Here is a 26,166-nt window from a genome sequence, read left to right on the forward strand (position 1 = left end):
CTATTCGGCCGTCCCGTACATCCGGTCGCCCGCGTCACCGAGGCCCGGCACGATGTAGCCGTGCTCGTTGAGGCGCTCGTCGACCGAGGCGGTCACCACCGTCACCGGCGTACCCGCCAGCTCGCGCTCCATGACCTCGACGCCCTCGGGCGCCGCCAGCAGCACGACCGCCGTCACGTCGTCCGCGCCGCGCTTGATCAGCTCACGGATCGCGGCGACCAGCGTCCCGCCCGTCGCCAGCATCGGGTCCAGGACGTACACCTGGCGCCCGGAGAGGTCCTCCGGCATGCGCGTGGCGTACGTGGACGCCTCCAGCGTCTCCTCGTTGCGGATCATCCCCAGGAAGCCCACCTCGGCGGTCGGCAGCAGCCGCACCATGCCGTCGAGCATGCCCAGACCGGCCCGCAGGATCGGCACCACGAGCGGCTTGGGGCTCGACAGCTTCACGCCGGTCGTCCGGGTGACCGGGGTCTCGATGTCGACCTGCTCGGTGCGCACGTCCCGGGTGGCCTCGTACGCGAGCAGGGTGACCAGCTCGTCGGCGAGCCGCCGGAAGGTCGGGGAGTCGGTGCGCCTGTCGCGCAGTGTGGTGAGTTTGTGCGCCACCAGCGGGTGGTCGACGACGTGGATCCGCATGCCCTCAACAGTAGCCCGCACTGGCATGCACCCCCGCCGCGGAGGGAAGGTGGGGTGGACGGACCCAGCCTGGGGGTGGTCGCGATGCCGGAGCCGGAAGAGCCGGAGCGGAGGCGGGACGGCCGGGCGCCGGACCGCCAGGAGAGCGATGCCGAGCGCAGGCGGCGGCGCGCCCAGTTCCTGCGGGAGCTGAACGAGGCGAAGGCGCTGCGCGACCGCGTGCAGCCGCGCCGCGCGAGGGCCGCGAGGATGCGCCAGCAGATGCGCATGCGCACGTTCCGCTGGTGAGCCGCCGGGGGCCGGACGCGCACCCGCCGGGGGCCGGGCGGAGGGCCGCTGGTGACACGGACCGGGTGCCGGACCCAGACTGGTGCACGACGCAAGAGCGGAACACCTCTCCTGAGGGCCTCGTATCTGCCACGATGCCGAGTGGGCGGGGCATCGAAGGAGCGTGCCGCCCGATCGTCACACCTCTGATCAGTGGGAGAGTCACGGTGTACTTCGCCGCACTGCTCGCGCGCACCGAAGACGGGTGGGAAGCGAGCGACACAGAGCTCGACGATGTGGAGACCTTGTCGGATCTGACCGAGCTGGCCCGTGAGGCCTCGGTGGACGACGACACAGTGATCGTCTTCATCGAGCAGGAGGACGCATGGTTCGGCATCGTCCGCGTGGAGGGTGAGGACGACCCTCGCATCTACGTCTCCGACGGAGCGGCCGCCGCCCGCTCCTCGTACGGGGAGATCCTCACCAAGGAGCTGCTGGGCGACGTCCAGGAGGACGACGGCCCCGACCTGGACGCGCTGGACCTCGACGGCACCGAGGACGGGGAGCCGGACGAGGACGACGACGAGGAGGAATCGGCGGTGGTGGCCGAGGCCGTGCCCGCGGAGCCGGTCGGCGACCGGCTGATCCTGGCCGACCTGGGCCTGTCCCAGAAGGAACTGATGGCGCTCGACACCGACGCGCTGTCCGAGATCGCGGACGCGCTCGGCGCCGCGGAGGTGCTGGAGGCCGTGCGCTAGTGCGTCCGGCGACGACACCCCTGCCCGCCGGTACCGATCCCGTGCGGGAGCCGTGGCGGGACCCGATGCGCCGTGCGCTGGAGGAGGCCGGACGGGCCGCGCGGGCCGGCGACGTGCCGGTCGGCGCGGTCGTCCTGTCCCCCGACGGCACGGTGCTCGCCACGGGCCACAACGAGCGTGAGGTGACGGGCGATCCGACCGCGCACGCCGAGGTGCTGGCGCTGCGCCGGGCCGCCGGGGCGTACGGCGAGTGGCGGCTGACGGGCTGCACGCTGGTCGTCACGCTGGAGCCGTGCGTGATGTGCGCGGGCGCCCTGGTCCAGTCCCGGGTGGACCGGCTGGTGTTCGGGGCGCTGGACGAGAAGGCGGGCGCCGTCGGCTCGCTGTGGGACCTCGTACGCGACCGGCGGCTCAACCACCGGCCCGAGGTCGTCCAGGGAGTGCTGGCGGAGGAGTGCGCGGCCCTCCTCACCGGCTTCTTCCGCGACCGCTGACAACGGATTTCTTCGTAGCGGCCCCCTTGGGCTAAGCTCTCTCTCGGTAGCGTGTCCGAGCGGCCGAAGGAGCTCGCCTCGAAAGCGAGTGTGGCGCAAGTCACCGAGGGTTCAAATCCCTCCGCTACCGCTCTTGTGTGAAGGGCCCCGACGCTTCGGCGTCGGGGCCCTTCCGCATGACCGGGTGCCGAGTGCCGGCCGCCCAGTACCGGTGACGCCGGCCCGCACCCCTCCCGCGAGTGGACGGGGGGAGCGGCACCGGGGGGACCGGCCGCTCCCCCCGGCGGAACCGGACCCGCGGACCCGGGCCGCTCCGGGGAGGCACACGGCACGGGCCCCGCAGCCGGGGCGGTCCGCACCCCCGGGCTCCCGCCGGCCCGCCGGGTGCGTGTTCCATCCTGGCGTCCGCTCCCCGCGGGCGGGACCGGCAAAGGGCCCGGACGGAAGGGGCCTTGGTCCTGGGAACGCTCGGTTAGACTCACCCGACCGCCGAGGGGATCACAGGGGAGACGGGGAGACCGGGTCGATGGTGCAGGCAAAGAAGATCACGCTGTACGTGGTCGTCGTCTTCGTGCTGTACACGATCATCAACTCCCCCGAGCGCGCCGCCGACCTCGTCCAGGTAGGGTTCGAGGGCATTTCGAGCGCCGCGCAGGGCGTCGGCGACTTCATGACCGAGCTCGTCAACTAGGAGTCCGCCGTGATCCGCCATCTGGTCCTCTTCAAGCTCGACGAAGGGGTGCGGCGCGACGAGCCGCGCGTCGCCGAGGCCGTGAAGGCGTTCGAGGAGCTGGGCGGGATCGTCCCGGAGCTGGAGTTCTGGGAGTGCGCCTGGAACATCACCGACCGGGACATCGCGTACGACTACGCCATCAACTCGGCGGTCGCCGACCGGGACGCGTTGAAGCGCTACATCGAGCACCCCGCGCACCAGGCCGCCGCCGGCCGGTGGCGCGAGTTCGCCACATGGGTGATCGCCGACTACGAGTTCTGAGCCACACGCAGGCGCCCGGCGCCTGACGGAACGTGAGCCCCGCACCCCCCGGTGCGGGGTTTTTCGCGCTGTACGGCGACAACACGACGTTATCAGGTGCTTGCACACAGTGGACATGTCTTGTGATGCTATGACCGCTTTTGACGGATGAGTTGACCGTTATTGACCGCGAGACCGACCGTGAAGGGGTGGCGTGAACGTGCCGGCCAGTACGACGCCTCAACAGGTGCCGCCCCAGAACGAGCCGGAGGCCCGCACCGCGGCACAGGGGCGGGCCGCCGACACCCGAGCGCTCACCCAGGTGCTGTTCGGCCAGCTCAAGACGCTGGAGCCCGGCACCCCGGAACACACCCGGGTACGCGGGGCGCTCATCGAGGCGAACCTGCCGCTGGTGCGGTACGCCGCCGCCCGCTTCCGGTCCCGCAACGAACCGATGGAGGACGTCGTCCAGGTCGGCACCATCGGCCTGATCAACGCGATCGACCGGTTCGACCCGGAGCGGGGGGTGCAGTTCCCGACGTTCGCGATGCCGACCGTCGTCGGGGAGATCAAGCGGTACTTCCGGGACAACGTGCGCACCGTCCATGTGCCGCGCCGGCTGCACGAACTGTGGGTGCAGGTCAACGGCGCCACCGAGGACCTGACGACGGCTCACGGCAGGTCACCGACGACCGCCGAGATCGCCGAGCGGCTGAAGATCTCCGAGGAGGAGGTCCTGTCGTGCATCGAGGCGGGCCGCTCGTACCACGCCACCTCCCTGGAGGCGGCCCAGGAGGGCGACGGCATGCCCGGCCTCCTGGACCGGCTCGGCTACGAGGACCCGGCGCTGGCCGGGGTCGAGCACCGGGACCTGGTCCGGCACCTGCTCGTCCAGCTGCCCGAGCGCGAGCAGCGGATTCTGATGCTGCGCTACTACAGCAATCTGACGCAGTCCCAGATCAGTCAGGAGCTGGGGGTCTCGCAGATGCATGTGTCACGACTCCTGGCCCGCAGTTTTGCCCGTCTGAGGTCCGCAAATCGAATCGATGCGTAACCTGATCGGGTAGACCCGTTCAGCCCAGAAGCGGGGGTGTAAAAGCCTCACAGCCTCAGCTTCTCGGACATAGCCCCCGCATTCTTGTCGACAAGTCACTACAGCGCGTTGCCGACATGTGACATTCTGCTGGAACCGCGTTTGCCGCAGTCTCGGCTCCGGTATTCAGGTGGAGGCTGCGTTCCTCCGATGGTCGCGGCCCACGCGACCGTCCGCGACCTCAAGGGGGTGGCATGTCCGCAGAACAGGGCAGCTCGAAGGTGCTCACGCTCACGCCCGTGCCGGCGTCCGTGCCCGTAGCCGTGCCTCGGTCCACGCCGGCGCCGGTGCCCGTACCCGCGCAGATCGGCCCCGCGGCGGCTCCGGACACGGTGTCGTCGTCCGACACCATCGACACCCGCACTCTGTCCCGCTCCCTGTTCCTGCGGCTCGCCGCCCTGGACGCCGAAGGCGTGGACGGCCCGGAGCGCACGTACGTCCGCGACACGCTCATCGAGCTGAACCTGCCCCTCGTGCGGTACGCCGCCGCCCGCTTCCGCTCGCGCAACGAGCCGATGGAGGACATCGTCCAGGTCGGCACCATCGGCCTGATCAAGGCGATCGACCGCTTCGACTGCGAACGCGGCGTGGAGTTCCCGACGTTCGCGATGCCGACGGTCGTCGGGGAGATCAAGCGGTTCTTCCGCGACACCTCCTGGTCGGTGCGCGTGCCGCGCCGGCTCCAGGAGCTGCGCCTGGCGCTCACCAAGGCGAGCGACGAGCTGGCGCAGAAGCTCGACCGGTCCCCCACCGTGCCCGAACTCGCCGCCGTACTGGGCGTGTCGGAGGACGACGTGGTCGACGGCCTCGCGGTCGGCAACGCCTACACGGCCTCGTCGCTCGACTCGCCCTCCCCCGAGGACGACGGCGGCGAGGGCTCGCTGGCGGACCGGCTCGGGTACGAGGACACCGCCCTGGAGGGCGTCGAGTACCGGGAGTCGCTCAAGCCGCTCCTGGCCAAACTCCCGCCCCGGGAACGGCAGATCATCATGCTGCGGTTCTTCGCCAACATGACGCAGTCGCAGATCGGCGAGGAGGTCGGCATCTCGCAGATGCACGTCTCGCGCCTGCTGACCCGGACGCTCGCGCAGCTGCGCGAGGGGCTCATCTCCGACTGACGCGCGGACACGCGCGACCGACGGTGCGCCGACGCCCGTACGCGGCGCGGCGCACCGTACCGCCGACCCGGCTCGCCGGTGGGGGCGCTCCGCCGTTCACGCGGGGCACTCCGACCGCGGGCCGGGTCGCGCGTCGTTCGGGTCAGCCGAGCGCGAGCCAGGCGACCGCGGCGATGATCACGACGGCCGCGACGACGCCGGCGATCAGGCCGACCCGGGAGCCGGACCGGGCCGCCACCTGCTGCGGCCGCCGCGGCGTGCCCTCGTCGACGAAGGCGCGGAACATCTGCGTGCTGCCCGCCGGGTCGTAGTTGCCGTCGGTGCCCTGGGGGTTGTGTGCCATGGGGCAGGACCCTAGCGAACCTGACCCGACCGCCCAACCCTCGCCTTCCTTTGCCAGGACTTTAGCCACCTTCGCCCCTTTTTAGTTTGCCTGTAGCAACCAACAGCTTCTATGGTTGCCCTAAGCAACAAGATGTGGGGGAGCCCATGGCCGAGCGGAGTCAGTACGAGGAACTGGCGAGGCAGCTGAGCGCCATCGGCGCCGTGAAGCGGGGGCTCACCCGGGCCCTGCCCGCCGAGTGCCCCGGCGGCTCGGCGGCGGTGCTGTCCCTCGTCGCCCACCACGGCGACATGCGGATGAGCCGTCTCGCCGAGCTGCTCGCCGTCGACATGTCGGTCACCAGCCGCCATGTCGCGCACGTCGTGGACCGGGGCTGGATCGAGCGGCTGCCCGACCCCGACGACCGGCGCTCACGCATCCTGCGGCTGACCCCGGCGGGTCAGGACATGCTCGACGACCTCGGCCGTCGGACCACGGACATGTTCGCCCGCACGCTCAAGGACTGGTCCGACGACGACGTCGGCCGGCTGACCTCACTGCTCGCCCGGCTCCGGGACTCCTTCGGGGACTGCCGGGCGCACGCCACCCGTACACCCGCGTAAGTACGCCGATACGTAAGCAAAGGAAGTTCATGGCTACGACCACACCGGCCGGTGTGCGGGGCGGCCACGCCAAGACCCGTGACGACGGCGCGCCGATGACGCACCGGCAGATCATGGAGGCGCTCTCCGGGCTGCTGCTCGGAATGTTCGTCGCCATCCTGTCCTCGACGATCGTCTCCAACGCCCTCCCCGAGATCATCTCCGACCTCGGCGGCGGCCAGAGCGCCTACACCTGGGTCGTGACCGCCTCGCTGCTCGCGATGACGGCGACCACCCCGCTGTGGGGCAAACTCTCGGACCTCTTCTCCAAGAAGCTGCTGGTCCAGATATCGCTGGTCATCTACGTGCTGGGATCGGTCGTCGCCGGCCTCTCCCAGAACGCCGGCATGCTCATCGCCTGCCGCGTCGTCCAGGGCATCGGCGTCGGCGGCCTCTCGGCACTCGCCCAGATCGTCATGGCCGCGATGATCTCGCCGCGCGAGCGCGGGCGCTACAGCGGCTACCTCGGCGCCACGTTCGCCGTCGCCACCGTCGGCGGCCCGCTGCTCGGCGGCGTCATCACCGACACCGACTGGCTGGGCTGGCGCTGGTGCTTCTACGTCGGCGTGCCCTTCGCCGTCATCGCGCTGATCGTGCTCCAGAAGACGCTGAAGCTGCCGGTCGTCAAGCGCCAGGTGAAGGTCGACTGGTCCGGCGCCTTCTTCATCAGCGCGGCCGTCTCGCTGCTGCTGGTGTGGGTCACCTTCGCCGGTGACAAGTACGACTGGGCGTCGTGGCAGACGTACACCATGGTCGGCGGCTCCCTCGTCCTCGGTGCGCTGTTCCTGCTGGTCGAGTCCCGGGCGAGCGAGCCGATCATCCCGCTGCGGCTGTTCCGCAACCGGACGATCACGCTGGCCTCGCTCGCGTCGCTCTTCGTCGGCGTCGCGATGTTCGCGGGCACCGTCTTCTTCAGCCAGTACTTCCAGCTCGCCCGTGACAAGTCGCCGACGATGTCCGGCGTCATGACCATCCCGATGATCGGCGGACTGTTCCTGTCCTCCACCGTCAGCGGCCAGGTCATCACCAAGACGGGCCGCTGGAAGGCGTGGCTGGTCTGCGGTGGCGCGCTGGTCACGGCGGGCCTCGGCCTGCTGGGCACGATCCGGTACGACACGGAGTACTGGCACATCGCGGTCTTCATGGCCGTCCTGGGCCTGGGCCTGGGCATGATGATGCAGAACCTCGTGCTGTGCACCCAGAACCAGGTCGCCCCCGCCGACCTCGGTGCCGCCTCGTCGGTCGTCACCTTCTTCCGGTCACTCGGCGGTGCCATCGGCGTCTCGGCGCTGGGCGCGGTCATGGCCAACCGGGTCACCCGCTACGTCGAGGACGGCCTCGCCGACCTCGGTCCGCGGGGCGCGTCCCTGGGCCACGGCGGCACGGGTGGCGGGGGCATCCCCGACCTCGACGCGCTGCCGGCCCCGTTCCGCACGGTCATGGAGACGGCGTACGGGCACGGTGTGGCCGACGTCTTCCTCTACTCCGCCCCCTTCGCCCTGATCGCCTTCCTCGTGACGCTGTTCATCAAGGAGGTCGCGCTGAAGAGCCACGCGAAGCCGGAGTCCCCTTCCGAGCCCGGTTCCGGTGCGACGCCGGACGCGGCGACGGCGGCGGCGGTCGCCGCCGTGAGCGCGGCCGGGGTCACGGCAGCGGCGCCGCAGGCGTCCGCGGTCACCGCGGTCACCGCGGGGGCACCGGCCGGCGGCGGCACCACCGTCCACGGCATCGTCCGCACCGCCGAGGGCAGCCCCGTCGCCCGCGCCGCCGTCACGCTGATCTCCCTCGGCGGACGCCAGCTGGGCCGCGCGGTCGCGCAGGCCGACGGCCGGTACGCGCTGGACGCGCCGGGGCAGGGCTCCTACGTCCTGATCGCCTCGGCCGACGGCTTCCAGCCGCAGGCGTCCACCGTCGTGGTGGGCGGGGAGGCGCTGGCGTACGACATCCTCCTGTCCGGTACGAGCGGGCTCGTGGGCGCCGTGCGGAGCGCCGAGGGCGGGGAGCCCGTCGAGGGCGCGATGGTGATCGTCACGGATGTGCGCGGTGACGTGCTCGCCACCGGCACGTCCACCCAGGACGGCACCTTCGCCTTCGCCGAGCTGGTCCCGGGCACGGTGACCGTCGCGGTGAACGCCGCGGGCCACCGGCCGCTCGCCCTGCCGGTCGAGATCGGCGGCCAGGGCGTGACCCGGGTGGAGGCGCTCCTCCGGGCCGGCGCGCGGCTCCAGGGCACGGTGCGGGCCGGGGCGGACCGCCGCCCGCTGGCGGACGCGCGGGTGACGCTGGTCGACGCGGCGGGGAACGTCGTGGCGACGGCGACCACCGGTGAGGACGGCGCCTACGGGTTCGCCGACCTGGACGCGGGCGAGTACACGGTCATCGCGACCGGCTACCCGCCGGTGGCGGGCGCCCTGACGGTGGCCGGGCACGGAGTCGACGGCCACGACATCGAGCTCGCCCACCCCGGCGAGTAGGCGGGACCCAAGGACCCCGGCCGCGCGTCGAGCGGAGGCGCGGCCGGGCGGGGCGGCAGGCAGGGGACGGCCTGCCGCCCCTTTTTTCTGTACGAGGAGAGAGACGGGAATGGGACTTCACGCACAGGTACGCACCCGCGACGGCTGGGCCGTCCAGCACGCCGTGGTGACCGTGACCGACATGACCGGCGCGCAGGTGCTGCGGGCCGAGGCCGACACCGAGGGCGTCGTCGTCGCGGACGCGCCCCTGGCCCCCGGCCCGTACACGGTGATCGTGACGGCGGTCGGGTACGCCCCGGCGGCGTCCACCGCGCTGGTGACGGCGAGCGGCCGGGCCGAGGTCGGCACGGTGGTCCTGGCCCGGGCGGGCGGTGTCGAGCTGCCCCCGCCGGGCGTCTGGACGCTGGACCCGGCCCACTCGTCGGTGGGCGCGGTCGCCCAGCACCTGGGCATCTCCAGCGTGCACGGCCGGTTCACCGGCTTCGGCGGCCGGATCGAGATCTCGCCGGACCTCACCGCCTCCCGGGTGGACGCGGTGATATCGGCCGCGTCCATCGACACGGGCAACGCGCTGCGGGACAAGCACCTGAAGTCGCCCGACTTCCTGGACGTGGACGCCTTCCCGGAGATCACCTACCGCGGTGACGGCCTCACCCCGGCGGGCCCCGACCGCTGGACCGTGCACGGCGCGCTTTCCCTGCACGGTGTGGTCCGGGACGTCGACCTCGACCTGACGTACCTGGGCACGGGCCCGGACCCCTGGGGCGGGGTGCGGGCGGCCTTCCGGGCGACGGCGCGGCTGCACCGGGAGGACTTCGCCATGAACTACAACCAGGTGGTCCAGGCGGGGATCTCGGCGATCGGCACGACCCTGCGGGTCGAGCTGGACATCCAGGCGGTGCGGGGCGACTCGCTGCCCCAGGGCTGAGCGGGGGCGCGCCGCCCTAGGGGGTGTCCCGGGCGCTCCTGGCCACCATGGTCTCGATGCCGGCGATCTGCACCTCCAGCGCGAACCGGAAGTCCCGGTCGCGCATCTCCGCCACGGTGTCCCCGCCCCGGGCCGCCATCATCCGCTCGGCCCGCTCATAGTCCTCGCCGTACGCGGGCTGGTCCCGGAAGGCGCCCATGGCGTGCCGGAAGTACTCGTCCTGGCTCATCCCGGCCTCCTCGCAACGCTGCCGGAAGTGGCCCTCGACGGTGCCGAAGCCGTAGACGAACTGGAACACCGAGGACAGCGCGCCGGTCTGGAGGTGCAGCGGCAGCCCGGTGTCGGCGATCGCCTGCTGGACCGTGCGGCTGAACTCCATCGAGCGGGGGCCGATGTTGAGGAAGTGGCCGACCAGCGAGGACGCCCACGGGTGGGCGACGAAGAGCCCGCGGTAGGACGCGGCCAGCTCCCGGAGCCGGTCGCGCCAGTCCGCCCCGGGCCCCGCGTCCGGGAGGGGCAGGTCGCCCACCACCCGGTCGAGCGCCAGCTCCAGCAGGTCGTCCTTGGTGTCGACGTACCAGTAGACCGACATCGCGGTGACGTCCAGCTCGGCCGCGAGCTTGCGCATCGAGAACCCGGCCAGGCCCTCGGTGTCGAGCAGCCGGACCGCGGCCTCGGTGATCCTCTCGCGGTCGAGCCCGGACGGCTGGTCGGTCCTCCGGGTACGGGGCGACTTGCCCTCCAGCCACACGCTCGTCCGTCGCGCCGACACCATGGGCTTTCCTCCTCGTTCCTGGGCCCGATGCTATGCCCCGGCGGGGGCCGCTCCGGCGCGCTCGGCCCGCCGCAGCAGCACCGCCGCCAGCAGGCCGCCCGCCAGGACCGCCGCCGCGCCGACCAGCTGGCTGGTCTCCAGACCGGTGGCGAACGCGTCCGAGATCCGGGCCTTCTCGGCGGGGCCGCGGGCCGCCGCCAGCGCGGCGGGCAGGGAGGCCGCCGGCACCGAGACCAGTGCGGCGAAGCGGGAGTTGAGCACGGCGCCGAGGACGGCGACGCCGAGCCCGTTGCCGAACTCCGCGAGGGTGCCGTTGATCCCGGCGCCCACACCTGCCTTCTCCGGCGGGATCGCGCTCATGATGGCGTTGGCCATGGCCGGCATGGACAGCGCGACGCCCGCGCCCATGACGACCAGACCGAGCAGCATGCCGCCGTACCCGTGCGCGCCGCCCAGCACGGCGATGGCGGCGAGACCGGCCGCGACCAGGGCCATGCCGCTCGCGATGGTCCTGGGTGTGCCGAGCCTGGCCAGCAGACGCGCGCCGGCGCCGGTCAGGTTCAGCACGACGACGGTGAGGGCGAGCGGGGCGGTGCGCAGGCCCGCGTCGAGCGGCCCGTACCCGAGCACGAACTGCAGGTGCTGGGTGAGCAGGAAGAGCGAGCCGGTCATGCCGAAGGCGACCAGGACGGCGCCCGCGACGGCACCGACGAACCGCTGGTCGCGGAAGAAGTGCATGTCGAGCATGGGGTGCGGGGTGCGCAGCTCCCACAGGGCGAAGGCGCCGAGGACGGCCGCGCCGAGGGCGGCCGGGACGAGCACCCGGCCGGAGGTCCAGCCGTGGTCGGGCCCGGAGATGATGGCGTACACCACCGCCGTCATACCGATGGTGGACAGTACGGCGCCGAGGAGGTCGGGCCGGTCCCCCTGCCGGTGCTTGGACTCCGGTACGAGGGCGGCGACCGCGACGAGGCCGATGAGCGCGACCGGGATGTTGATCAGGAAGATCGCGCCCCACCAGAAGTGGTCGAGCACGAAGCCGCCGAGGAGCGGCCCGGCGGCGAAGCCCAGCGAGCTGACCGTGGACCACAGGGCGATGGCCTTGACGCGCTCGGTGTCGTCGAAGACCTGGACGACGACCGCGAGCGTGGTGGTCATCAGCAGCGCGCCGCCGACGCCCATACCCGCGCGGGCGGCGATCAACTGGGCCGAGGACTGGGCGAGTCCGGCGGCCAGCGAGCCGATGCCGAACAGCGCGAGCCCGGTGAGCAGCATCTTGCGGCGGCCGTAGCGGTCGGCGGCGTTGCCGGCGGCCAGCAGCAGCCCGGACTGGACGAGCGAGTAGGCGTTGATCATCCACTGGATGTCGGCCGTGGAGGCGTCGAGCTCCTCGGTGAGGGAGGGGATCGCGACGCTGAGAACGGTGTTGTCGAGCAGCACGGTGAGCTGGGCGAGGCAGATCACGCCGAGGATCAGCCAGCGCTGCGGGTGGCCGCCGTTCGTGGCGGCGGGGGGCTTCTGGCCGTTGTCGGCGGCGGTCGCCGTCATGCGCACAGCTCCTTGTACGGTGTACGGGATTGGGTCTCGTACACCGTACAAGACGGCGTCGTACGCTGTATAACGGTTTTGCCGCCTACGGACCGGCGAGGCCGTGGCGGGCTCCGCGGATCACCCGCCCGGCTTGATCAGGTAACCCGCGCCCCTCCGGGTGTGGATCATCGGCGACCGGCCGGCGTCGATCTTCTTGCGCAGGTACGAGATGTACAGCTCGACCACGTTGGCCCGGCCGCCGAAGTCGTAGCTCCACACCCGGTCGAGGATCTGCGCCTTGCTGAGCACCCGGCGCGGGTTGCGCATCAGGAACCGCAGCAGCTCGAACTCCGTGGCGGTCAGGTGGATCGCGTGCCCGCCCCGGGACACCTCGTGGCTGTCCTCGTCGAGCACCAGGTCCCCCACCGCCAGCAGCGACGCCTCACGCCCCGGCGCGGCCCCGGAGCGCCGGATCAGCCCACGCAGCCGCGCCACGACCTCCTCCAGACCGAACGGCTTGGTGACGCAGTCGTCGCCGCCCGCCGTCAGACCCGCGATCCGGTCCTCCGCCGCGTCGTTCGCCGTGAGGAACAGCACCGGCACGCCGGCAGTTCGCGCCGCAGCCGGCCGAGCACCGCCGGGCCGTCCATGTCGGGCAGCGTCACGTCCAGCACGACGGCGTCCGGCCGGAAGCGGCGCGCCGAGCGCACCGCGCCGGCACCGTCGCCGACGCTGCGGACCTCCCACCCCTCGTACCGCAGCGCCATGGACAGCAGCTCGGCGAGCGGGTCCTCGTCGTCCACGACGAGCACCCGGACGGCGGTTCCGTCGGGCCTGAGCGGATCGGTGCGCCCCTGGGGCGAGGAGACGGTCATGCTCCGACGTTCACCCGGGCCGCTGAGAGGAGTCTTTCCCCTGCCTGTGAATCTCCTGAGAATGCTCCGGGAACAGCCGGGCCCCGTTGTCGTGGCAGACCGCCCGCAGCCAGTCGTCCCCCAGCCCGAGCCGCTCCAGCGCCAGCAGCTGGTGGAGGTAGCCGTACGGGATGTTGGGGAAGTCGCTGCCGAGCAGGATGCGGTCCCCGAGCTCCAGCAGCCGGCCCCGCTCCCCCGGCGGGAAGGGCGCCATGCGCTCGCTGAAGTCGGTGAACGCCATCGTCGTGTCCAGCCGCACCTCCTCGTACCGCTCGGCCAGACCGAGGAAGTCGGCGTACTCGGGCAGCCCCATGTGCGCGACGACCAGCCGCAGCCGCGGGTGCCGGGCGAGCAGCCGCGCGACCGGCCCCGGCCCGGTGTGCCTGCCGGGCACGGGCCCCGAGCCGCAGTGGATCACGACCGGTACGCCCGCCTCGGCCAGCAGCCCCCACGCGCCGTCCAGCAGCGGGTCGTTCGGGTCGTACGCGCCGACCTGGAGGTGCGCCTTGAACACCCGCGCCCCGGTGGTCACCGCCTCGGCGACGTACCGCTCCACGCCCTCCTCCGGGAACAGGGTCGCCGTCCGCAGACACCCCTCGACCCGCCCGGCGAACCCGGCCGCCCACCCGTTGAGCCACTCCGCCATCCCGGCCTTGTGCGGATAGACCATCGACGTGAAGCGCACCACCCCGAACTCCCGCAAGCGCCCGACCCGCCGCCCCTCCTCCTCGCGGTACGTGATGGGCCACGGCGTCCCGGTCAGCGGTCCGACGGCGTCGAAGTACGCCCACACCTTCCGCAGCACGCGCTCCGGCATGAAGTGCGTGTGCACGTCGACGAGGCCGGGCAGCCCGAGCCGCCCCCAGAACGCCCTGATCCGCGCCGCCTCGTCATCCCCGCTCAAAGCCGTGGCTCCGCTCGACCCGGCCGACGTGCACGCTGTACCGCTCGTACCAGTCCGCGCGTCCGCGCCGCATGGCGTCCTGGTGCTCGGCGCTCGCCCGCCAGGCCGCGATGGCCTCCTCGTCGCGGAAGTACCCGACGGTGATGCCGATGCCGCCGGGCGTCCGGGCCGACTCGTACCCGAGGAAACCGGGGACCTCCCGCACCAGCTCCTCCATGCGCCGCGCGGTCCGCGCGTACGCGTGGTCGTCCTCGGTCCGCACGGAGGTGAACACGACGGTGTAGTACGGCGGTTCCAGGCCGCTCACGAGGTGATCGCTCATGCGGCTCACCCTCCGTCGCCCGCCCCGGGATGTCCAGGGCCCCGGCGAACGGGATCCGGGTCCTCACCCGGCCGCCCGGTCAGAACAACCCGTCCTGCACCCCCGGCGGCAGGGCCGTGACGGGCACGGTCGTCCCGGCGGCGCCCCCGGCCGCGACCAGCTCCCACCCGGTGAGCAGCCGCGTGTCGAGCACCAGCGCCCGCCCGTCGGGGTCCTCCAGGTGCAGGTCCGGCCCGGCCGCGGCGGCGAGCGTGCCGCGCACGCACCCGCCGTCCACCAGTTCGGTCACCACCCCGTCGATCCGGCCCACCCGCTCCAGCCCGAACACCTCCGCGTGGTCGACCACCCGCAGACCCACCGGCTCCAGGGTCTCCGCCCACCCGGGCACCCCCATCGCCCGCCGGTACGACTCCGCCACCTCCGCCGCCCGCTCGGCCACGCCCGGCAGCGCCACGCGCGCGGCCCGCTTCGCGGCGTACGGGATCCGGTCGGGCACCCCCAGCGCCGTGCCCAGCACCTCCTCGGTCCGCCGCGCCGCCATCAGCGGCCCCCGCCCCAGCCAGCCGTACGCGACGGCCCCCTGCTCCAGCAGCCGGGCGGCACCGCGCTCCTCCGCCGTGATCCCCACCTTGACCAGGCCGGCGCCGAACCAGGCGAGGTACACGCGGTACGTCCGGGGGTCGTCCGCCACCGTGTCCGCCGCCACCGACCGCGCCCGGTCCAGCCGCGCGCACTCGGCGCACCGCCCCCCGGTCACGCGCCCGCCCACGAGGGCCCCCACCGGACACAGGTTCCCCCGCGCCCCGAGGCAGCGGCGCTCCCCCACCGCCCGGAAGCCGATCTCCCGCCCGTACGCCGGCGAGCTCCCCCGCCCGCCCTCCCACACCAGCACGGGCTCCCCGCCCGTCCACCGCATCCCCGCACATCGCCATCCCGCCACCGCCGCACCGTACCCCGCGCCCGACCGCCCTCCCGGGCGGTGCGAGGACCGCGCTCGACCGGGCACCGCCCGGTGCTCCACGCCCTCGGCCTCCCGGCGAGGTCCCGCCTGCGCATCCGGCGACCGGCCCACCGGTGACGCCAAAGGCCCCCGGATCTCTCCGGGGGCCTCCTGGTGCCGGACACCGGTGTCACCCGAGACGGCGGTCCTGACGACCGTCCGACTCAAAGACGGTCATTGGTGTGCGCTCCGCCGGTCCCCGGGCCGCGATGGGTTCCCGTGTCGTGGGTCTTCCGCCGACGAGGGATGAGACCCAGCAGACCCAGAAGACCGGCGAGGCCCCACAGGCCCCACTTTCCGCCGCCATCGTCCTTGTGGTCGTCATCCTGCGCTTGGACCTGGGCGGCCTGCACGGTGGATACCTGGGCCACCAGTGGCGTCTGCGCTTCCGCGGTGACCGCAGCGGGTCCCGCGAGGAGAGCGGCGGCCAGGAGAACACCGGTAGTCATGCGACGCATAGTTCCTCCTTGAATGACCCATGGGCAGGGTCTTGTACCCATATCGCGTGACCCCTGACCGGCGTGCAACTCCGGCAGGCACCGACGCTCCTCCTGAAGCGCGGCTGGGCCCAATTCCCGGGCCATGCGTCCAGCAAGGGCTGTTAGTCCGAACGGGTGACTTGATCGCGCCGGTCCCGGACGGGCTGTTCCGCACGTCGGTCCGCCCCAGGCGGCCGCGCGCGATGCGGCGGAGGCCCTTCGAAGCGGTTGCCGTCGAACACCGCCGTCAAGACAAAAGCCAGAGGCCCTGTGGATCACTCCACAGGGCCTCTGGCTTGCTGTGCACTCGGCAGGATTCGAACCTGCAACCTTCTGATCCGTAGTCAGATGCTCTATCCGTTAAGCTACGAGTGCTTGTGCTTCCCGGGCTTTTCTGCCCGGTCGGCGTTGCGGGAACAACATTACATGACCTGCGCCGTGACGCGAAATCCATTACCCACACCCCCTCTGACCTGCGTAAACACGAAACCGGCCCCGGATGGCCGAACGCGGGGAGGTCGCCTCGGGCGGGTACGGCGGGGACGTATGAGGGCCGGCACAAGAGCGCGGACGGGCGACCGGACGGCGGGCGGGCGCGAAACGGGCGTGAAGCGAGCGCGAACGGACGGCGGCGGGGCGTGAAGCCGGCCGAACCGGACGGCGGCGGGGCGTGGAGCGAGCGCGGACCGGGCGGAGGGTGAGCGCGAGCCGGACGACGGACCCGGCGGAGGGAGCCGGGAACGGCCGAAGCCCCGGCCGTGAGGCCGGGGCTTCGGATGGAGCCGGCGGAGGCGGAGGGATTTGAACCCTCGATGGGCTTTAAGACCCAAACCGCATTAGCAGTGCGGCGCCATAGACCGGACTAGGCGACGCCTCCAGCTGTTGCCCGCACCCGCGCGAACGCGAGTGGTGCGTGCAGATGATGACACAGTCCAAGGGGGTGTCACCAATCGCTCCCCACGGTACTAGGCGTGCGGGGCGCAGGGCAAAGGCGTTCGGCGCGCTCACCGGCGCACCGCGCCCCGGATGCCCGGCTTGCGCAACGCGCGCGGGGCTGGAGCGTTAGTGGGATGAGGGATGCCGGGCATCCCGACGGATCCGTGACCCCAGGAGTTCGTATGCTGCGCCGCCTCATCCTCACGTCCGCCGCGTCGCTCGCCGCGCTCGGTGCCGCCGCCCCCGCCGCCATGGCCGGGGGCGGGCCGCTGCCGCTGCCGCTGCTGGCGGGCACCGACTCGCTGACCGTCACCGTGAAGAACTCGGGCAACCCGATGGCGGACGGCACCTTCGAGCTGAAGTGCGGCCTGCGGACCGCCGAGGGCAACCACCCCCGGGTGCAGGGGGCGTGCGACCGGCTCGACGAGCTGGCCGAGGAGGGCCGGGACCCGTTCGCGCCCGTCGCCAAGGACCAGATGTGCACCCAGCAGCACGGCGGAGCCGCCACCGCGCACGTCACCGGGACCTGGCAGGGGCAGGATGTCGACGCCCACTTCAAGCGGACCGACGGCTGCGAGATCGCCAGGTGGGACGCCCTGAAGCCGGTGCTGCCGATGGCCAGGTCGTAGAGGAACCCGCACACAACCGCCGTCGGGCCCACACCACCTGCCTTTAGACTCCCTCCAGTGACAGGCCGAGTGGGAGGAAGCGTCGTCGTGAGCAGCAGGCCATCCCGAGGCGCTGCTCGCCTCGCAGCCATACTCGACGCGCTGCCGGACGGGCTCGTACTCGTCAATTGCAACGGCACGGTCGTCAACGCCAACACCATCGCGCTCGAGATGTTCGAGACGCCGGGCACGGCCCTGGTCGGGCGCGGGCTGCTCGACCTGCTGCCCGCGTTCGACTCGCGGCTCATCCCCGGCTCGATGCGCCGGCCCGAGGCCGCCGACGCCCGGGGCCGCACCAAGCCGGCCCGGATGGTCGCGCGGCGCACGGACGGCGGCGAGTTCCCGGTCGAGGTGACCAGCGCGAGCCTGGAGGACGGCCGGGAGGCGTACGACTCGTACGGGGCGACCGGCGGCCACTCCTACACCGGTGACGAGCTGCTGATGCTCGTGGTGCGGGACCTCTCCGGGACGGTCGACACCGAGGCCGAGCTGGCGCGCTCGCAGCGGCAGACGGAGATGATCCTGCGCGCCGCCTCGGAGGGCGTCGTCGGTACGGACACCGACGGGCGGATCGTCCTGGTGAACCCGGCCGCCGCCCAGATACTGGGCTGGCGGGCCAGCGACCTGGGCGGCAAGGAACTGCACTCGCTGATGCTGCACTCCCGGGCGGACGGGGAGCCGTTCCCGTTCGAGGGGTCGCCGCTGGCCGACACGCTGCGGTCCGGGCGCAAGCACCGGGTGCGCAACCAGGTGGTGTGGGCCAAGGACGGCTCCCCGGTGCCGGTCGACCTGACGACCGCGCCGGTACGGGACGGGGACCAGCTGGTGGGCGCGGTGATGACGTTCACCGACCGGCGCCCCTACGAGGAGCAGGAGACCCGGCACACGGCCGAGGTCGCGGAGCTCACCGAGCGGCACACGGCCGAGGTCGCCGAGCTGACCGAGCGGCACGCCGCCGCGATGGCCGACCTCAGCGAACGGCTGTCCGTCGAGATCGAGCGGCACGAGGAGCGGTACGCGGCGCTGGCCGCGCGGCACGACCAGCTGACCGCCGTGCTGGGCGGGTCGCTGCGCGGGCCGCTGGAGGAGCTGCGCCGGGAACTGGGCACGCTGGCCGCCGACCCGGCCGGCCAGCTGTGGCCGGAGGCCAACCAGGTGCTGCACCACCTGGCCGCCGGGTACGCACGGATGACGACGCTCGTCGACAACGTGCTGGGCTACCAGCGGCTGGACGTCGGCGAGGAGTCGCTGCGCAAGTCGAAGGTGCTGCTCGACGCGGTCGTCGCGGCCGGTGTCGATGGCGCGGTGGAGCTGATCGGCCCCGGACGGGTGCAGTTCGCGGTGCACGCCCCGCCGATAGAGGCCGAGGTGGACGGCCTACGGATCTCGACCGCGCTCGCCCACCTGATCGCCGACGTCGCCGGGGTCGATTCCACCGGCAAGGCCCGGCTGGTGCCGGGCGGCGGATACGTCGACTCGACGATCGTCGTCGCGGCGGCGCAGCGCGGTGACGTCGTACGGATCGAGGTGCGCGGGCCGTACGCCGGCGGCGACCCGGTGCACGAGCCGATCGTGCGCGGGATCGTCCGGGCCCACTCCGGGGTGCTCCAGACGCATGAGGTGCCCGGGATGCCGGGCAGCGCGTACGTGCTGGAGGTGCCGCTGGGCGAGGGCTCCGGGACGGTGAGGGAGGCGGCGGACGTACCGGCGTCCGAGGCTCCGGTCGCGGACGCTCCGGTGGCCGACGCTCCGGTGACGGACGCTCCGGTGGCCGGGGAGGCCGCCGGGGGCGCCGCGCTCGCGGTTCCCGGCGGGGCGGCTCCGGGCGGGGCGGCTCCGGGCGGGGCGGCTCCGGGCGGGGCGGTCGTTCCCGCGCAGGCGTCGGGCGACACGTCCGGCGGGACGTCGGGTGGTGGGCGGCGCCGGGCACGGCGGGCTTCCACGGACGCCTTCCTGGACAGCCCCGTGCTGGCCGAGGACCCGGTGGCGGCCAAGCCGACCGGGCGTCGGCGCGGGCGGCCGAGCCCGGCGGAGGCCGGGGCCCCGGTGGCCGGGGTGCCGGCCGAGGGGTCGGTCGTGACGGCCGCCGAGAGCGCCCAGGGCCGGGCCGCCCTGGGGCAGACGGTGCCCCCGCAGGGCGTGCCCGCGGACGCCGTGCCGGTCCCGGCCGCCGGGCGGCGGGCGCGGCGGGGTGACGAGGGCGCGATGCCCGCGCTCCCGGCCGCCGCCCCAACGGGCCCGGTGCCCGCCGCGGGCGTGCCCGCGACCGGTGCTGAGGCCGCCGAGCCGGCCGGGGGCCGCCGGGCCCGCCGGGCGCTCGGAGCGGCGCAGGACCGGACCGCGCAGGGCGGCGAGGGCGGTCCCCGGACCGCGTTCGCGCTCCCGCCCGCCGAGGCGGACCGGCGCCCCGCCGCGCCCGGCCCGGAACCGGACACGGCCCCACGCCCCGACGAGCGGCAGGACGCCGGCCGTCTCGAAGCCGCCCGCCACGACGCCGTTCCCGCGGTGCCGGACGCCGGCCACACGCCGTCCCAGCCGCATCCGGTGCGGCCCGCGCCCACCGCCGCGCCCGCCCCGGCACCCGGCATCGCCCCCGCCCCGGACCCGGTGCCCACCGGGCGGCGGCGTGCCGCCCAGGACGCGAGCGCCGGGACCGGCGCGGGGACCGGCTCCGTACCGCTGCCGCCGGAGATGACGGCCGGGGACGACGCGTCGAGCACCCAGGGGCGGGCGTTCAGCGTGCGCACCCTGGGTCAGGGCGCGCCGTTCGCCCAGCAGATCGGCCAGCAGCCCTCCTCGGGCTCCGGGCGGCGTCGCAAGCTGGCCACGCCCCCGGCGGAGGAGCCGGCCGGCCGGCCGCACCCCCAGCAGCCGTCCGCGCCCGTGCCCTCCCCGACTCCTTCCCCGCCCCCGTCCGCCGGCCCGGCACCGAGCCTTCCCACCCCGCCGCGGCTGTCCGCCCCGGCCGAGGGACGGGCGTACGAGATAGGGGCACCGGACGAGGACGCGGCCGAGGGCCCGGAACCGCTGGACGGGCCGGGCGGCGCCGTCGAGGTGGCCAACGAGCCGGCTCGGCTGCCGGTCGACGACGAACTGCCCCCGGAGCCGCTGGACAACCCGCGCCGGCTGCTGGTGTGGCCCGCGCCCGACGTGTCCACGCAGCAGGCACTGAGCGAGCGCGGCTACCGGCCCGTGATCGTGCACTCCCGCGAGGAGGTCGACGCGCAGATCGCCGCGTTCCCGGCGGCGCTGTTCGTGGACCCGCTGACCGGGCCGATCACCCGTACGGCGCTCCAGGCGTTGCGTCAGGCGGCGGTGGCGGCCGAGGTGCCGGTGCTGCTGGCGGCGGGCCTGGGCCAGGCGACCCGGGAGGCGGCGTACGGCGCCGACCCGGCCGTACTGCTCAAGGCGCTGGCTCCCCGGGACAGCGAGCAGCACCCGTCGCGGGTCCTGCTCATCGAGGAGCAGGAGGAGATCGCGCTCGCGCTGACGGCGACGCTGGAGCGGCGCGGGATGCAGGTGGCGCGGGCGGCCACGGACAGCGAGGCGGTCACGCTGGCCGCGCAGACGCGGCCGAACCTGGTGGTGATGGACCTGATGCAGGTACGTCGCCGGCGGGCCGGGATCATCGACTGGCTGAGGGCGAACGGGCAGCTGAACCGTACGCCGCTCGTCGTCTACACCTCGGCGAGCCTCCAGCAGGCGGAGCTGCCGAGGCTGTCGTCGGGCGAGACCGTGCTGTTCCTGGCGGAGCGGTCGACGAGCGCCGAGGTGCAGTCGCGGATCGTCGACCTGCTGGCGAAGATCGGCACGAACTAGCGAAAGGGCGCCCCCGCGCGGGGGCGCCCTTTCGAGGCGTCGGAGCCGGGCGGCGTCAGAGCTGGGTGACGTCCAGTTCACCGTTCGCGTACTGGCGGCGGATCACCTTCTTGTCGAACTTCCCCACGCTCGTCTTCGGCACGGCCGGGACGACCGCCCAGCGCTCCGGAAGCTGCCACTTGGCGATCGACTCGGCGAGGAAGGCGCGCAGCGTCCCGTAGTCGGCGGTCGCGCCCTCCTTGAGGACCACGGTCGCCAGCGGGCGCTCGCCCCACTTGTCGTCCGGTACGGCGACGACGGCCGCCTCGGCCACCTCGGGGTGGGCCATCAGGGCGTTCTCCAGCTCCACGGAGGAGATCCACTCGCCGCCCGACTTGATGACGTCCTTCGCCCGGTCGGTGAGCGTGAGGAAGCCGTCGGGGCTGATCACGCCGACGTCGCCGGTCTTGAGCCAGCCGTCCGCCGTGAACTTGTCCTCGGGGCGCAGCGGTTCACCGGCCGCGCCTCCGTAGTAGGCGCCCGCGATCCACGGCCCGCGGACCTCCAGCTCGCCGGCGGACTCGCCGTCCCAGGGCAGGATGTCGCCGCCGGGACCGGCGAGGCGGGCCTCGACGCCGGCGGGGAAGCGGCCCTGGGTGACGCGGTAGGGCCACTCCTCCTCCGCCGTGAGGCCGGCCGGCGGGTTGGCCATGGTGCCCAGCGGGGACGTCTCGGTCATGCCCCAGGCGTGACAGAGGCGGACGCCGAGCTTGTCGTACGCCTCCATCAGGGAGGGCGGACAGGCGGCGCCTCCGATGGTGACGCTGGCCATCGACGACAGGTCGCGGGGGTTGGCGGTGACCTCGGCGAGGAGGCCCTGCCAGATGGTCGGGACCGCCGCCGCGTGCGTGGGCTTCTCGCGCTCGATCATCTCGGCGAGCGGGGCGGGCTGGAGGAAGCGGTCGGGCATCAGCATGTTGACGCCGGTCATGAAGGTGGCGTGGGGCAGGCCCCAGGCGTTCACGTGGAACTGCGGCACGACCACCAGGGTCGTGTCCTTGTCCGTGAGGCCCATCGACTCCGTCATGTTCACCTGCATGGAGTGCAGGTAGATGGAGCGGTGGGAGTAGACGACGCCCTTGGGATCGCCGGTGGTGCCGGAGGTGTAGCACATGGCGGCGGCGTGGCGCTCGTCCAGCTCGGGCCAGTCGTAGGTGGTCGGGCGGCCGGCGATGAGCTCCTCGTACTCGTGGACGGCGGGCGCGGCGCCGTCGAGGAGGGAGCGGTCGCCGGGGCCGGAGACCACGACGTGCTCGATGGTCGGCAGGTGCGGGAGGAGCGGGGCGAGCAGCGGGAGGAGGCTGCCGTTGACCAGGACGACCCGGTCGGCGGCGTGGTTGACGATCCAGACCAGTTGCTCGGCGGGCAGACGCAGGTTGAGGGTGTGCAGGACGGCGCCCATGGAGGGGATCGCCAGGTACGCCTCGACGTGCTCGGCGTTGTTCCACATGAGGGTGGCGACCCGTTCGTCGCCGGTGACGCCGAGTTCGTCGCGCAGCGCCCCGGCCAGCTGCGTGGCGCGGGCGCCGGCCTCGGCGAAGGTGCGGCGGTGCGGCTCGGCCTCGCCGGTCCAGGTGGTGATCCGTGACTGTCCGTGGATCGTCATCCCGTGGCGGAGGATGCGGGTCACGGTCAGTGGTACGTCCTGCATGGTGCTCAGCACGGCGTCCTCCCGTTGGGCGCGCGATTCGGACCCGGGGGTGTCCCCCGGACCGTGGCATCGAAGGTGTGCAGATCATGCGCACATACCAAGCGGTATGTCACTACCCGGGAGTAGATCGACCGGCGTCGATCACCGATCGGCGCCCATCGGCGCCCTTCGGCACTCACCGGCACCGCTCGCCCCCCGCGCAGCACTGCGCCTCACCGATCACCATTGATCCCCGTCGATCACCGGCGGTCACCGGTGGTCCGCGGCGATCGCCGTCGATCCCCTCCGCTCACCTTACGGTCGACAGCTCCGGATCCTCACGGAGTTTGGCGAGCGCCCGGGAGACGGCGCTCTTGACCGTGCCCACGGAGACCCCGAGCACCTCCGCCGTCCGGGCCTCGCTGAGGTCCTCGTAGTACCGGAGCACCACCATGGCCCGCTGGCGGTCGGGCAGCCTCATCACCGCGTGCCACATCGCGTCGCGCAGCGCCTGCTGCTCGGCCGGGTCGGGCGCGGGCGGCCCGAGGGGCTCGGGCAGCTCGTCGCACGCGAACTCGTCCACCTTGCGCCTGCGCCACTGCGAGGTGCGGGTGTTGAGCAGGGCGCGGCGCACGTAGCCGTCGAGCGCGCGGTGGTCCTCGATGCGGTTCCACGCGACGAACGTCTTGGCCAGCGCCGTCTGCAGCAGGTCCTCGGCGTCGCCCGGGTCGGCGGTCAGCGACCGGGCGGTGCGCAGCAGCACGGGGCCCCGGGCCCGTACGTACGACGAGAACGAGGGGTATCCGGTGGCGGCTGAGGACGCCCCGGTGCAGACGGGGCCGGCGGTCGCGGTCATGCGTCCACGCTAGGAGCCGCCGCCGTCCGGGGGATCGCCCACAGGTGCCGAACCGGGGTCCGCCTCAGGTTGTAGTGGCGCGGGCCGCCCCACCTCCTGGAGGTGGAGGAACGGGCCGCGCCGGCTCGGGGTGCGGGGACGCCCTGACAGGGGAGCGGGAAGCGGGGGCGGTCGGCCGGACGGTGCCGTGGGGGCCGGGACGGCCGGACCGCCGGGAGCGGACGGCCGCCCCACCGGGGGCGTGCCGGGGCGCGCGGTGCGCGTCGGGGCGCGCGGTGCGCGTCGGGGCTGGTGCGTGCGCCGGGGCGACGCGCCCGGGCGCGGGGAGCGCGCGGGGGCCGGGGCGCCGGGTGCGGGGGCCAGGACGCCGGGCGGGGGCGCGCCCGGGGCGCGGGGCGCGGGGCGCGGCGGGGCCAGGACGCCGGGCGGCCCGTGTGCCGGTACCGCGGTACCGGCACACGGGCCGCCCTCTCCACCTCGTTCCCCTTCCCCTCCCCCGGGCCGGTCCTACCCCGCCGGCAGGACGGCGGCGATGACGCGGACGGTACGGGTGCGGACGCGGGTGTGGACGGGGGTGCGGATGCTTGCCATGCGGGTCCTCCAGGAGCCATACGCGTGCCTACGGCTTGTTCCCGTGCGGTTGGCCGACCGCTCCGGGCGAGTTCTCGACGTCGCGGTTGAAGAGTTGCCCACCGCATCCCCGGCGAACCACCCCCGAGCGCCCATTTCCCCCGCAAGCGTGAGGAGTTGCCGATAAACCCCTTGGCCGTACAGGACCGCAGCTCACAGCCCGGCCGCCGCAGCGCGGGGCGGGCGAACCGCTGAAGGCGGCGGGGGAATCGTTCCGCCGCATTTCCGGCCATTCACGTCCCCTTCCTTTCCTCGAACGGGCGTACGAACATGGAGTCATGGCCGCTTCCGACCGGCGCACCTCCACCCTGGCCCTGGCCCACGCGCTGTCCGCCGCCGAACGCGGACTGCCCGTCTTCCCCCTGTCGCCGTCCAAGCTCCCCGCGCTGCCGTCCCCCCACCGGGACGACCCCGAGCCGGCGCGCTGCCGGGGCGAGTGCGGCCTGCCCGGGCACGGGGTCCACGACGCGACCACCGATCCCGCCGCCGTACGCGCACTGTTCGCCCTGGCCCCCTGGGCGACCGGCTACGGCATCGCCTGCGGCCGGCCGCCCCACCACCTGATCGGTGTCGACCTCGACACGGAACCCGCCGTCCTCGGGCGCCTCGCCCGGGAACACGGCTTCACGATCCCGGGGACGGTCACCGTCCTCACCCCCAGCGGCGGCCGGCACCTGTGGCTGGCCGGTCCGCCCGGCGTCGCCGTCCCGAACTCGGCAGGCCGCCTGGCCCCCGGCGTCGACATCCGCGGCTCCGGCGGATACCTGGCCGGTCCCGGTTCGGTCACCGCGCGCGGCGCGTACCGCCTGGTGCCCGGTACGGCGGCCCTGCCCCCGGCACCGTGCCCGCCGGCCCTGCTGCGCCTGCTGACCCCGCCGCCACGCCCCTCCGCGCGCACACGGCGACCGTCGCCGCACGGCGGGGGTCGTACCGGCCAGGGGCCGCACGGGGAGGGGCTGATCCGCTTCGTCCTCGCCGCCCGGCGGGGGCGGCGCAACACCCGGCTGTTCTGGGCGGCCTGCCGGGCGTACGAGGACGGTGTCGGCGACGCCCTCGCGGACGCCCTCGCCGACGCCGCCGTACGCACCGGCCTCACCGCCCACGAGGCGCGCGCCACCATCTCCTCGGCGGCCCGCCTCACGGCGCCGCGAGGAGCAGGTGCCCCGCGAGCGCGATGATCAGCGCACTGGACGCCAGGGCGGTGACGAGCCGCCCCCGGCTCCCGGTCAGCGCCCTGCCCAGCAGCGCCCCGCCACCGGCCAGCAGCAGCTGCCAGACCGCCGACGCGAGGAAGGCCCCCAGCACGAAGGCGCCCTGCTCCGGCGGGCTCGGGCTCCCGGTGGCGCGGCCGCCGATCACCAGCGCGGCGAAGTAGGCGACGGTCATGGGGTTGAGCACCGTGATGCCCAGCAGCGCCAGGTACGCCCGCACGGGCCCGACCGGCGCCTCGCCGTCCCGCGCCGCCTCCCGGCGCGCCCGGTACCGCCCGATCGCCACGGCACCGCCGCGTACCGCCAGGACCACGAGCACCAGGGCCGACAACCGGCGCAGGGGCACCGCGACCGGCTCCACGAGAGGCGCCAGCGCCGCCCCGCCGACGGCGGCGACCAGCGCGTACAGCCCGTCGGCGGTGGCCACCCCGAGCGCGGCGCACGCCCCGACCTTCAGGGACGTCCGCGCGGTGAGCGCCACCAGGTACGCCCCGACGGCCCCCACCGGTACGGCGATCCCGAGGCCGGCGAGCACCCCCGCGACCAGCGCGCCGATCACGACAGCGCGGCAGCCGGCCTCCGCCAGGACCCGAACCGCTGCTGCTCGCGCACCGATCGGTCGGTGACGGCGGGCGGCAGGAGAGGTGTCAGGGAGGTCATGACCCGATGCTGACGCGCCCCGGGCCGCCCCGGCAACGCGTTTTCGCCGGCCGTCCCGGCCGCCGTCC

24 protein-coding genes, 3 tRNA genes and 1 pseudogene are annotated in these 26,166 nt (G+C 73.6%); 14 read left to right on the forward strand and 14 right to left on the reverse strand.

The window, feature by feature from the left end; all coding sequences use genetic code 11:
* Positions 1-636: a uracil phosphoribosyltransferase gene (gene upp / locus IE109_RS05760; protein ID WP_156693473.1), complete on the reverse strand. Its 636-nt coding sequence runs from the start codon at positions 634-636 to the stop codon at positions 1-3.
* A gap of 84 nt (positions 637-720) precedes the next feature.
* On the opposite strand from upp, the gene IE109_RS05765 reads away from it, so the two are divergent.
* The 8 genes from IE109_RS05765 to IE109_RS05800 all read left to right on the forward strand — a co-directional run bounded on the left by IE109_RS05765 (position 721) and on the right by IE109_RS05800 (position 5,339).
* On the forward strand, positions 721-924 hold the full coding sequence (locus tag IE109_RS05765) for a hypothetical protein (RefSeq protein WP_189550090.1): 204 nt from the start codon (positions 721-723) through the stop codon (positions 922-924).
* A gap of 206 nt (positions 925-1,130) precedes the next feature.
* Positions 1,131-1,661 carry a tRNA adenosine deaminase-associated protein gene (locus IE109_RS05770; protein WP_189549659.1) on the forward strand — a complete coding sequence of 177 codons (531 nt, stop codon included), beginning with the start codon at positions 1,131-1,133 and terminating at the stop codon, positions 1,659-1,661.
* 65 nt (positions 1,662-1,726) lie between these two features.
* Positions 1,727-2,155, forward strand: a complete 429-nt coding sequence (tadA, locus tag IE109_RS05775; RefSeq protein ID WP_189549660.1) for a tRNA adenosine(34) deaminase TadA — start codon at positions 1,727-1,729, stop codon at positions 2,153-2,155.
* Between the two features lie 45 nt (positions 2,156-2,200).
* Positions 2,201-2,285: transfer RNA gene (locus tag IE109_RS05780), tRNA-Ser, on the forward strand.
* A 396-nt stretch (positions 2,286-2,681) separates the two neighbouring features.
* Positions 2,682-2,846, forward strand: coding sequence for a hypothetical protein (locus tag IE109_RS05785; protein ID WP_179166646.1), 165 nt, complete (start codon positions 2,682-2,684; stop codon positions 2,844-2,846).
* 9 nt (positions 2,847-2,855) lie between these two features.
* A complete protein-coding gene (locus IE109_RS05790; protein WP_189549661.1) occupies positions 2,856-3,149 on the forward strand; it encodes a Dabb family protein in 294 nt (97 codons plus the stop codon).
* Between the two features lie 226 nt (positions 3,150-3,375).
* Complete coding sequence (locus IE109_RS05795) at positions 3,376-4,182, forward strand: RNA polymerase sigma factor SigF (RefSeq protein ID WP_229890746.1); 807 nt, start codon at positions 3,376-3,378, stop codon at positions 4,180-4,182.
* A 233-nt stretch (positions 4,183-4,415) separates the two neighbouring features.
* The gene (locus IE109_RS05800; protein WP_189549663.1) at positions 4,416-5,339 is read left to right on the forward strand and encodes an RNA polymerase sigma factor SigF; all 924 of its coding nucleotides are present in this window, start codon (positions 4,416-4,418) and stop codon (positions 5,337-5,339) included.
* Positions 5,340-5,481: 142 nt separating this feature from the next.
* Here IE109_RS05800 and IE109_RS05805 read toward each other — a convergent pair whose 3' ends face one another.
* Entirely contained in the window at positions 5,482-5,682 is a 201-nt protein-coding gene (locus tag IE109_RS05805) for a hypothetical protein (RefSeq protein ID WP_189549664.1), read from the reverse strand.
* A 146-nt stretch (positions 5,683-5,828) separates the two neighbouring features.
* Between IE109_RS05805 and IE109_RS05810 the strand changes: the two genes are divergently transcribed.
* The 3 genes from IE109_RS05810 to IE109_RS05820 all read left to right on the forward strand — a co-directional run bounded on the left by IE109_RS05810 (position 5,829) and on the right by IE109_RS05820 (position 9,725).
* Entirely contained in the window at positions 5,829-6,284 is a 456-nt protein-coding gene (locus IE109_RS05810) for a MarR family winged helix-turn-helix transcriptional regulator (RefSeq protein WP_189549665.1), read from the forward strand.
* Between the two features lie 95 nt (positions 6,285-6,379).
* Positions 6,380-8,797 carry an MFS transporter gene (locus tag IE109_RS05815; protein WP_506417181.1) on the forward strand — a complete coding sequence of 806 codons (2,418 nt, stop codon included), beginning with the start codon at positions 6,380-6,382 and terminating at the stop codon, positions 8,795-8,797.
* Between the two features lie 109 nt (positions 8,798-8,906).
* The gene (locus IE109_RS05820) at positions 8,907-9,725 is read left to right on the forward strand and encodes a YceI family protein (RefSeq protein WP_189549667.1); all 819 of its coding nucleotides are present in this window, start codon (positions 8,907-8,909) and stop codon (positions 9,723-9,725) included.
* A 16-nt stretch (positions 9,726-9,741) separates the two neighbouring features.
* Here the strand turns inward: IE109_RS05820 and IE109_RS05825 are convergent, their stop codons facing one another.
* The 9 genes and pseudogenes from IE109_RS05825 to IE109_RS05865 form a co-directional block, all read right to left on the reverse strand.
* A complete protein-coding gene (locus IE109_RS05825; protein WP_189549668.1) occupies positions 9,742-10,500 on the reverse strand; it encodes a TetR/AcrR family transcriptional regulator in 759 nt (252 codons plus the stop codon).
* A 30-nt stretch (positions 10,501-10,530) separates the two neighbouring features.
* Positions 10,531-12,048 carry an MFS transporter gene (locus IE109_RS05830; RefSeq protein ID WP_189549669.1) on the reverse strand — a complete coding sequence of 506 codons (1,518 nt, stop codon included), beginning with the start codon at positions 12,046-12,048 and terminating at the stop codon, positions 10,531-10,533.
* 120 nt (positions 12,049-12,168) lie between these two features.
* A pseudogene (locus IE109_RS05835) lies at positions 12,169-12,905 on the reverse strand (response regulator transcription factor).
* 10 nt (positions 12,906-12,915) lie between these two features.
* On the reverse strand, positions 12,916-13,848 hold the full coding sequence (locus tag IE109_RS05840) for an amidohydrolase family protein (protein ID WP_189549670.1): 933 nt from the start codon (positions 13,846-13,848) through the stop codon (positions 12,916-12,918).
* Complete coding sequence (locus tag IE109_RS05845; protein WP_189549671.1) at positions 13,835-14,170, reverse strand: antibiotic biosynthesis monooxygenase family protein; 336 nt, start codon at positions 14,168-14,170, stop codon at positions 13,835-13,837. Before IE109_RS05845 ends, IE109_RS05840 begins: the two co-directional genes overlap by 14 nt.
* A gap of 79 nt (positions 14,171-14,249) precedes the next feature.
* Positions 14,250-15,086 carry a DUF2797 domain-containing protein gene (locus IE109_RS05850; protein WP_189550091.1) on the reverse strand — a complete coding sequence of 279 codons (837 nt, stop codon included), beginning with the start codon at positions 15,084-15,086 and terminating at the stop codon, positions 14,250-14,252.
* A gap of 248 nt (positions 15,087-15,334) precedes the next feature.
* Positions 15,335-15,628, reverse strand: coding sequence for a WGxxGxxG family protein (locus IE109_RS05855; RefSeq protein ID WP_189549672.1), 294 nt, complete (start codon positions 15,626-15,628; stop codon positions 15,335-15,337).
* Between the two features lie 323 nt (positions 15,629-15,951).
* Positions 15,952-16,024, reverse strand: a tRNA-Arg gene (locus IE109_RS05860).
* Positions 16,025-16,435: 411 nt separating this feature from the next.
* Positions 16,436-16,526: transfer RNA gene (locus IE109_RS05865), tRNA-Ser, on the reverse strand.
* A gap of 241 nt (positions 16,527-16,767) precedes the next feature.
* Between IE109_RS05865 and IE109_RS05870 the strand changes: the two genes are divergently transcribed.
* Both IE109_RS05870 and IE109_RS05875 read left to right on the forward strand, forming a co-directional pair.
* On the forward strand, positions 16,768-17,214 hold the full coding sequence (locus tag IE109_RS05870; RefSeq protein WP_189549673.1) for an SSI family serine proteinase inhibitor: 447 nt from the start codon (positions 16,768-16,770) through the stop codon (positions 17,212-17,214).
* A gap of 87 nt (positions 17,215-17,301) precedes the next feature.
* Positions 17,302-21,072 (forward strand): PAS domain-containing protein, encoded by a 3,771-nt coding sequence (locus IE109_RS05875; RefSeq protein WP_189549674.1) that lies wholly within the window; start codon positions 17,302-17,304, stop codon positions 21,070-21,072.
* 55 nt (positions 21,073-21,127) lie between these two features.
* Here the strand turns inward: IE109_RS05875 and IE109_RS05880 are convergent, their stop codons facing one another.
* Both IE109_RS05880 and IE109_RS05885 read right to left on the reverse strand, forming a co-directional pair.
* Entirely contained in the window at positions 21,128-22,774 is a 1,647-nt protein-coding gene (locus IE109_RS05880) for a long-chain fatty acid--CoA ligase (RefSeq protein ID WP_189549675.1), read from the reverse strand.
* A 277-nt stretch (positions 22,775-23,051) separates the two neighbouring features.
* Complete coding sequence (locus IE109_RS05885; protein ID WP_189549676.1) at positions 23,052-23,597, reverse strand: SigE family RNA polymerase sigma factor; 546 nt, start codon at positions 23,595-23,597, stop codon at positions 23,052-23,054.
* A gap of 908 nt (positions 23,598-24,505) precedes the next feature.
* Between IE109_RS05885 and IE109_RS05890 the strand changes: the two genes are divergently transcribed.
* Positions 24,506-25,405, forward strand: coding sequence for a bifunctional DNA primase/polymerase (locus tag IE109_RS05890; RefSeq protein WP_189549677.1), 900 nt, complete (start codon positions 24,506-24,508; stop codon positions 25,403-25,405).
* Here IE109_RS05890 and IE109_RS05895 read toward each other — a convergent pair.
* Positions 25,365-25,997 carry a LysE family transporter gene (locus IE109_RS05895; RefSeq protein ID WP_189549678.1) on the reverse strand — a complete coding sequence of 211 codons (633 nt, stop codon included), beginning with the start codon at positions 25,995-25,997 and terminating at the stop codon, positions 25,365-25,367. The two genes, IE109_RS05890 and IE109_RS05895, sit on opposite strands and share 41 nt — an antisense overlap.
* Between the last annotated feature and the right edge of the window lie 169 nt (positions 25,998-26,166).

Origin of the sequence: Streptomyces lavendofoliae (assembly GCF_014649735.1) — a bacterium.
Lineage (GTDB): Bacteria > Actinomycetota > Actinomycetes > Streptomycetales > Streptomycetaceae > Streptomyces > Streptomyces lavendofoliae.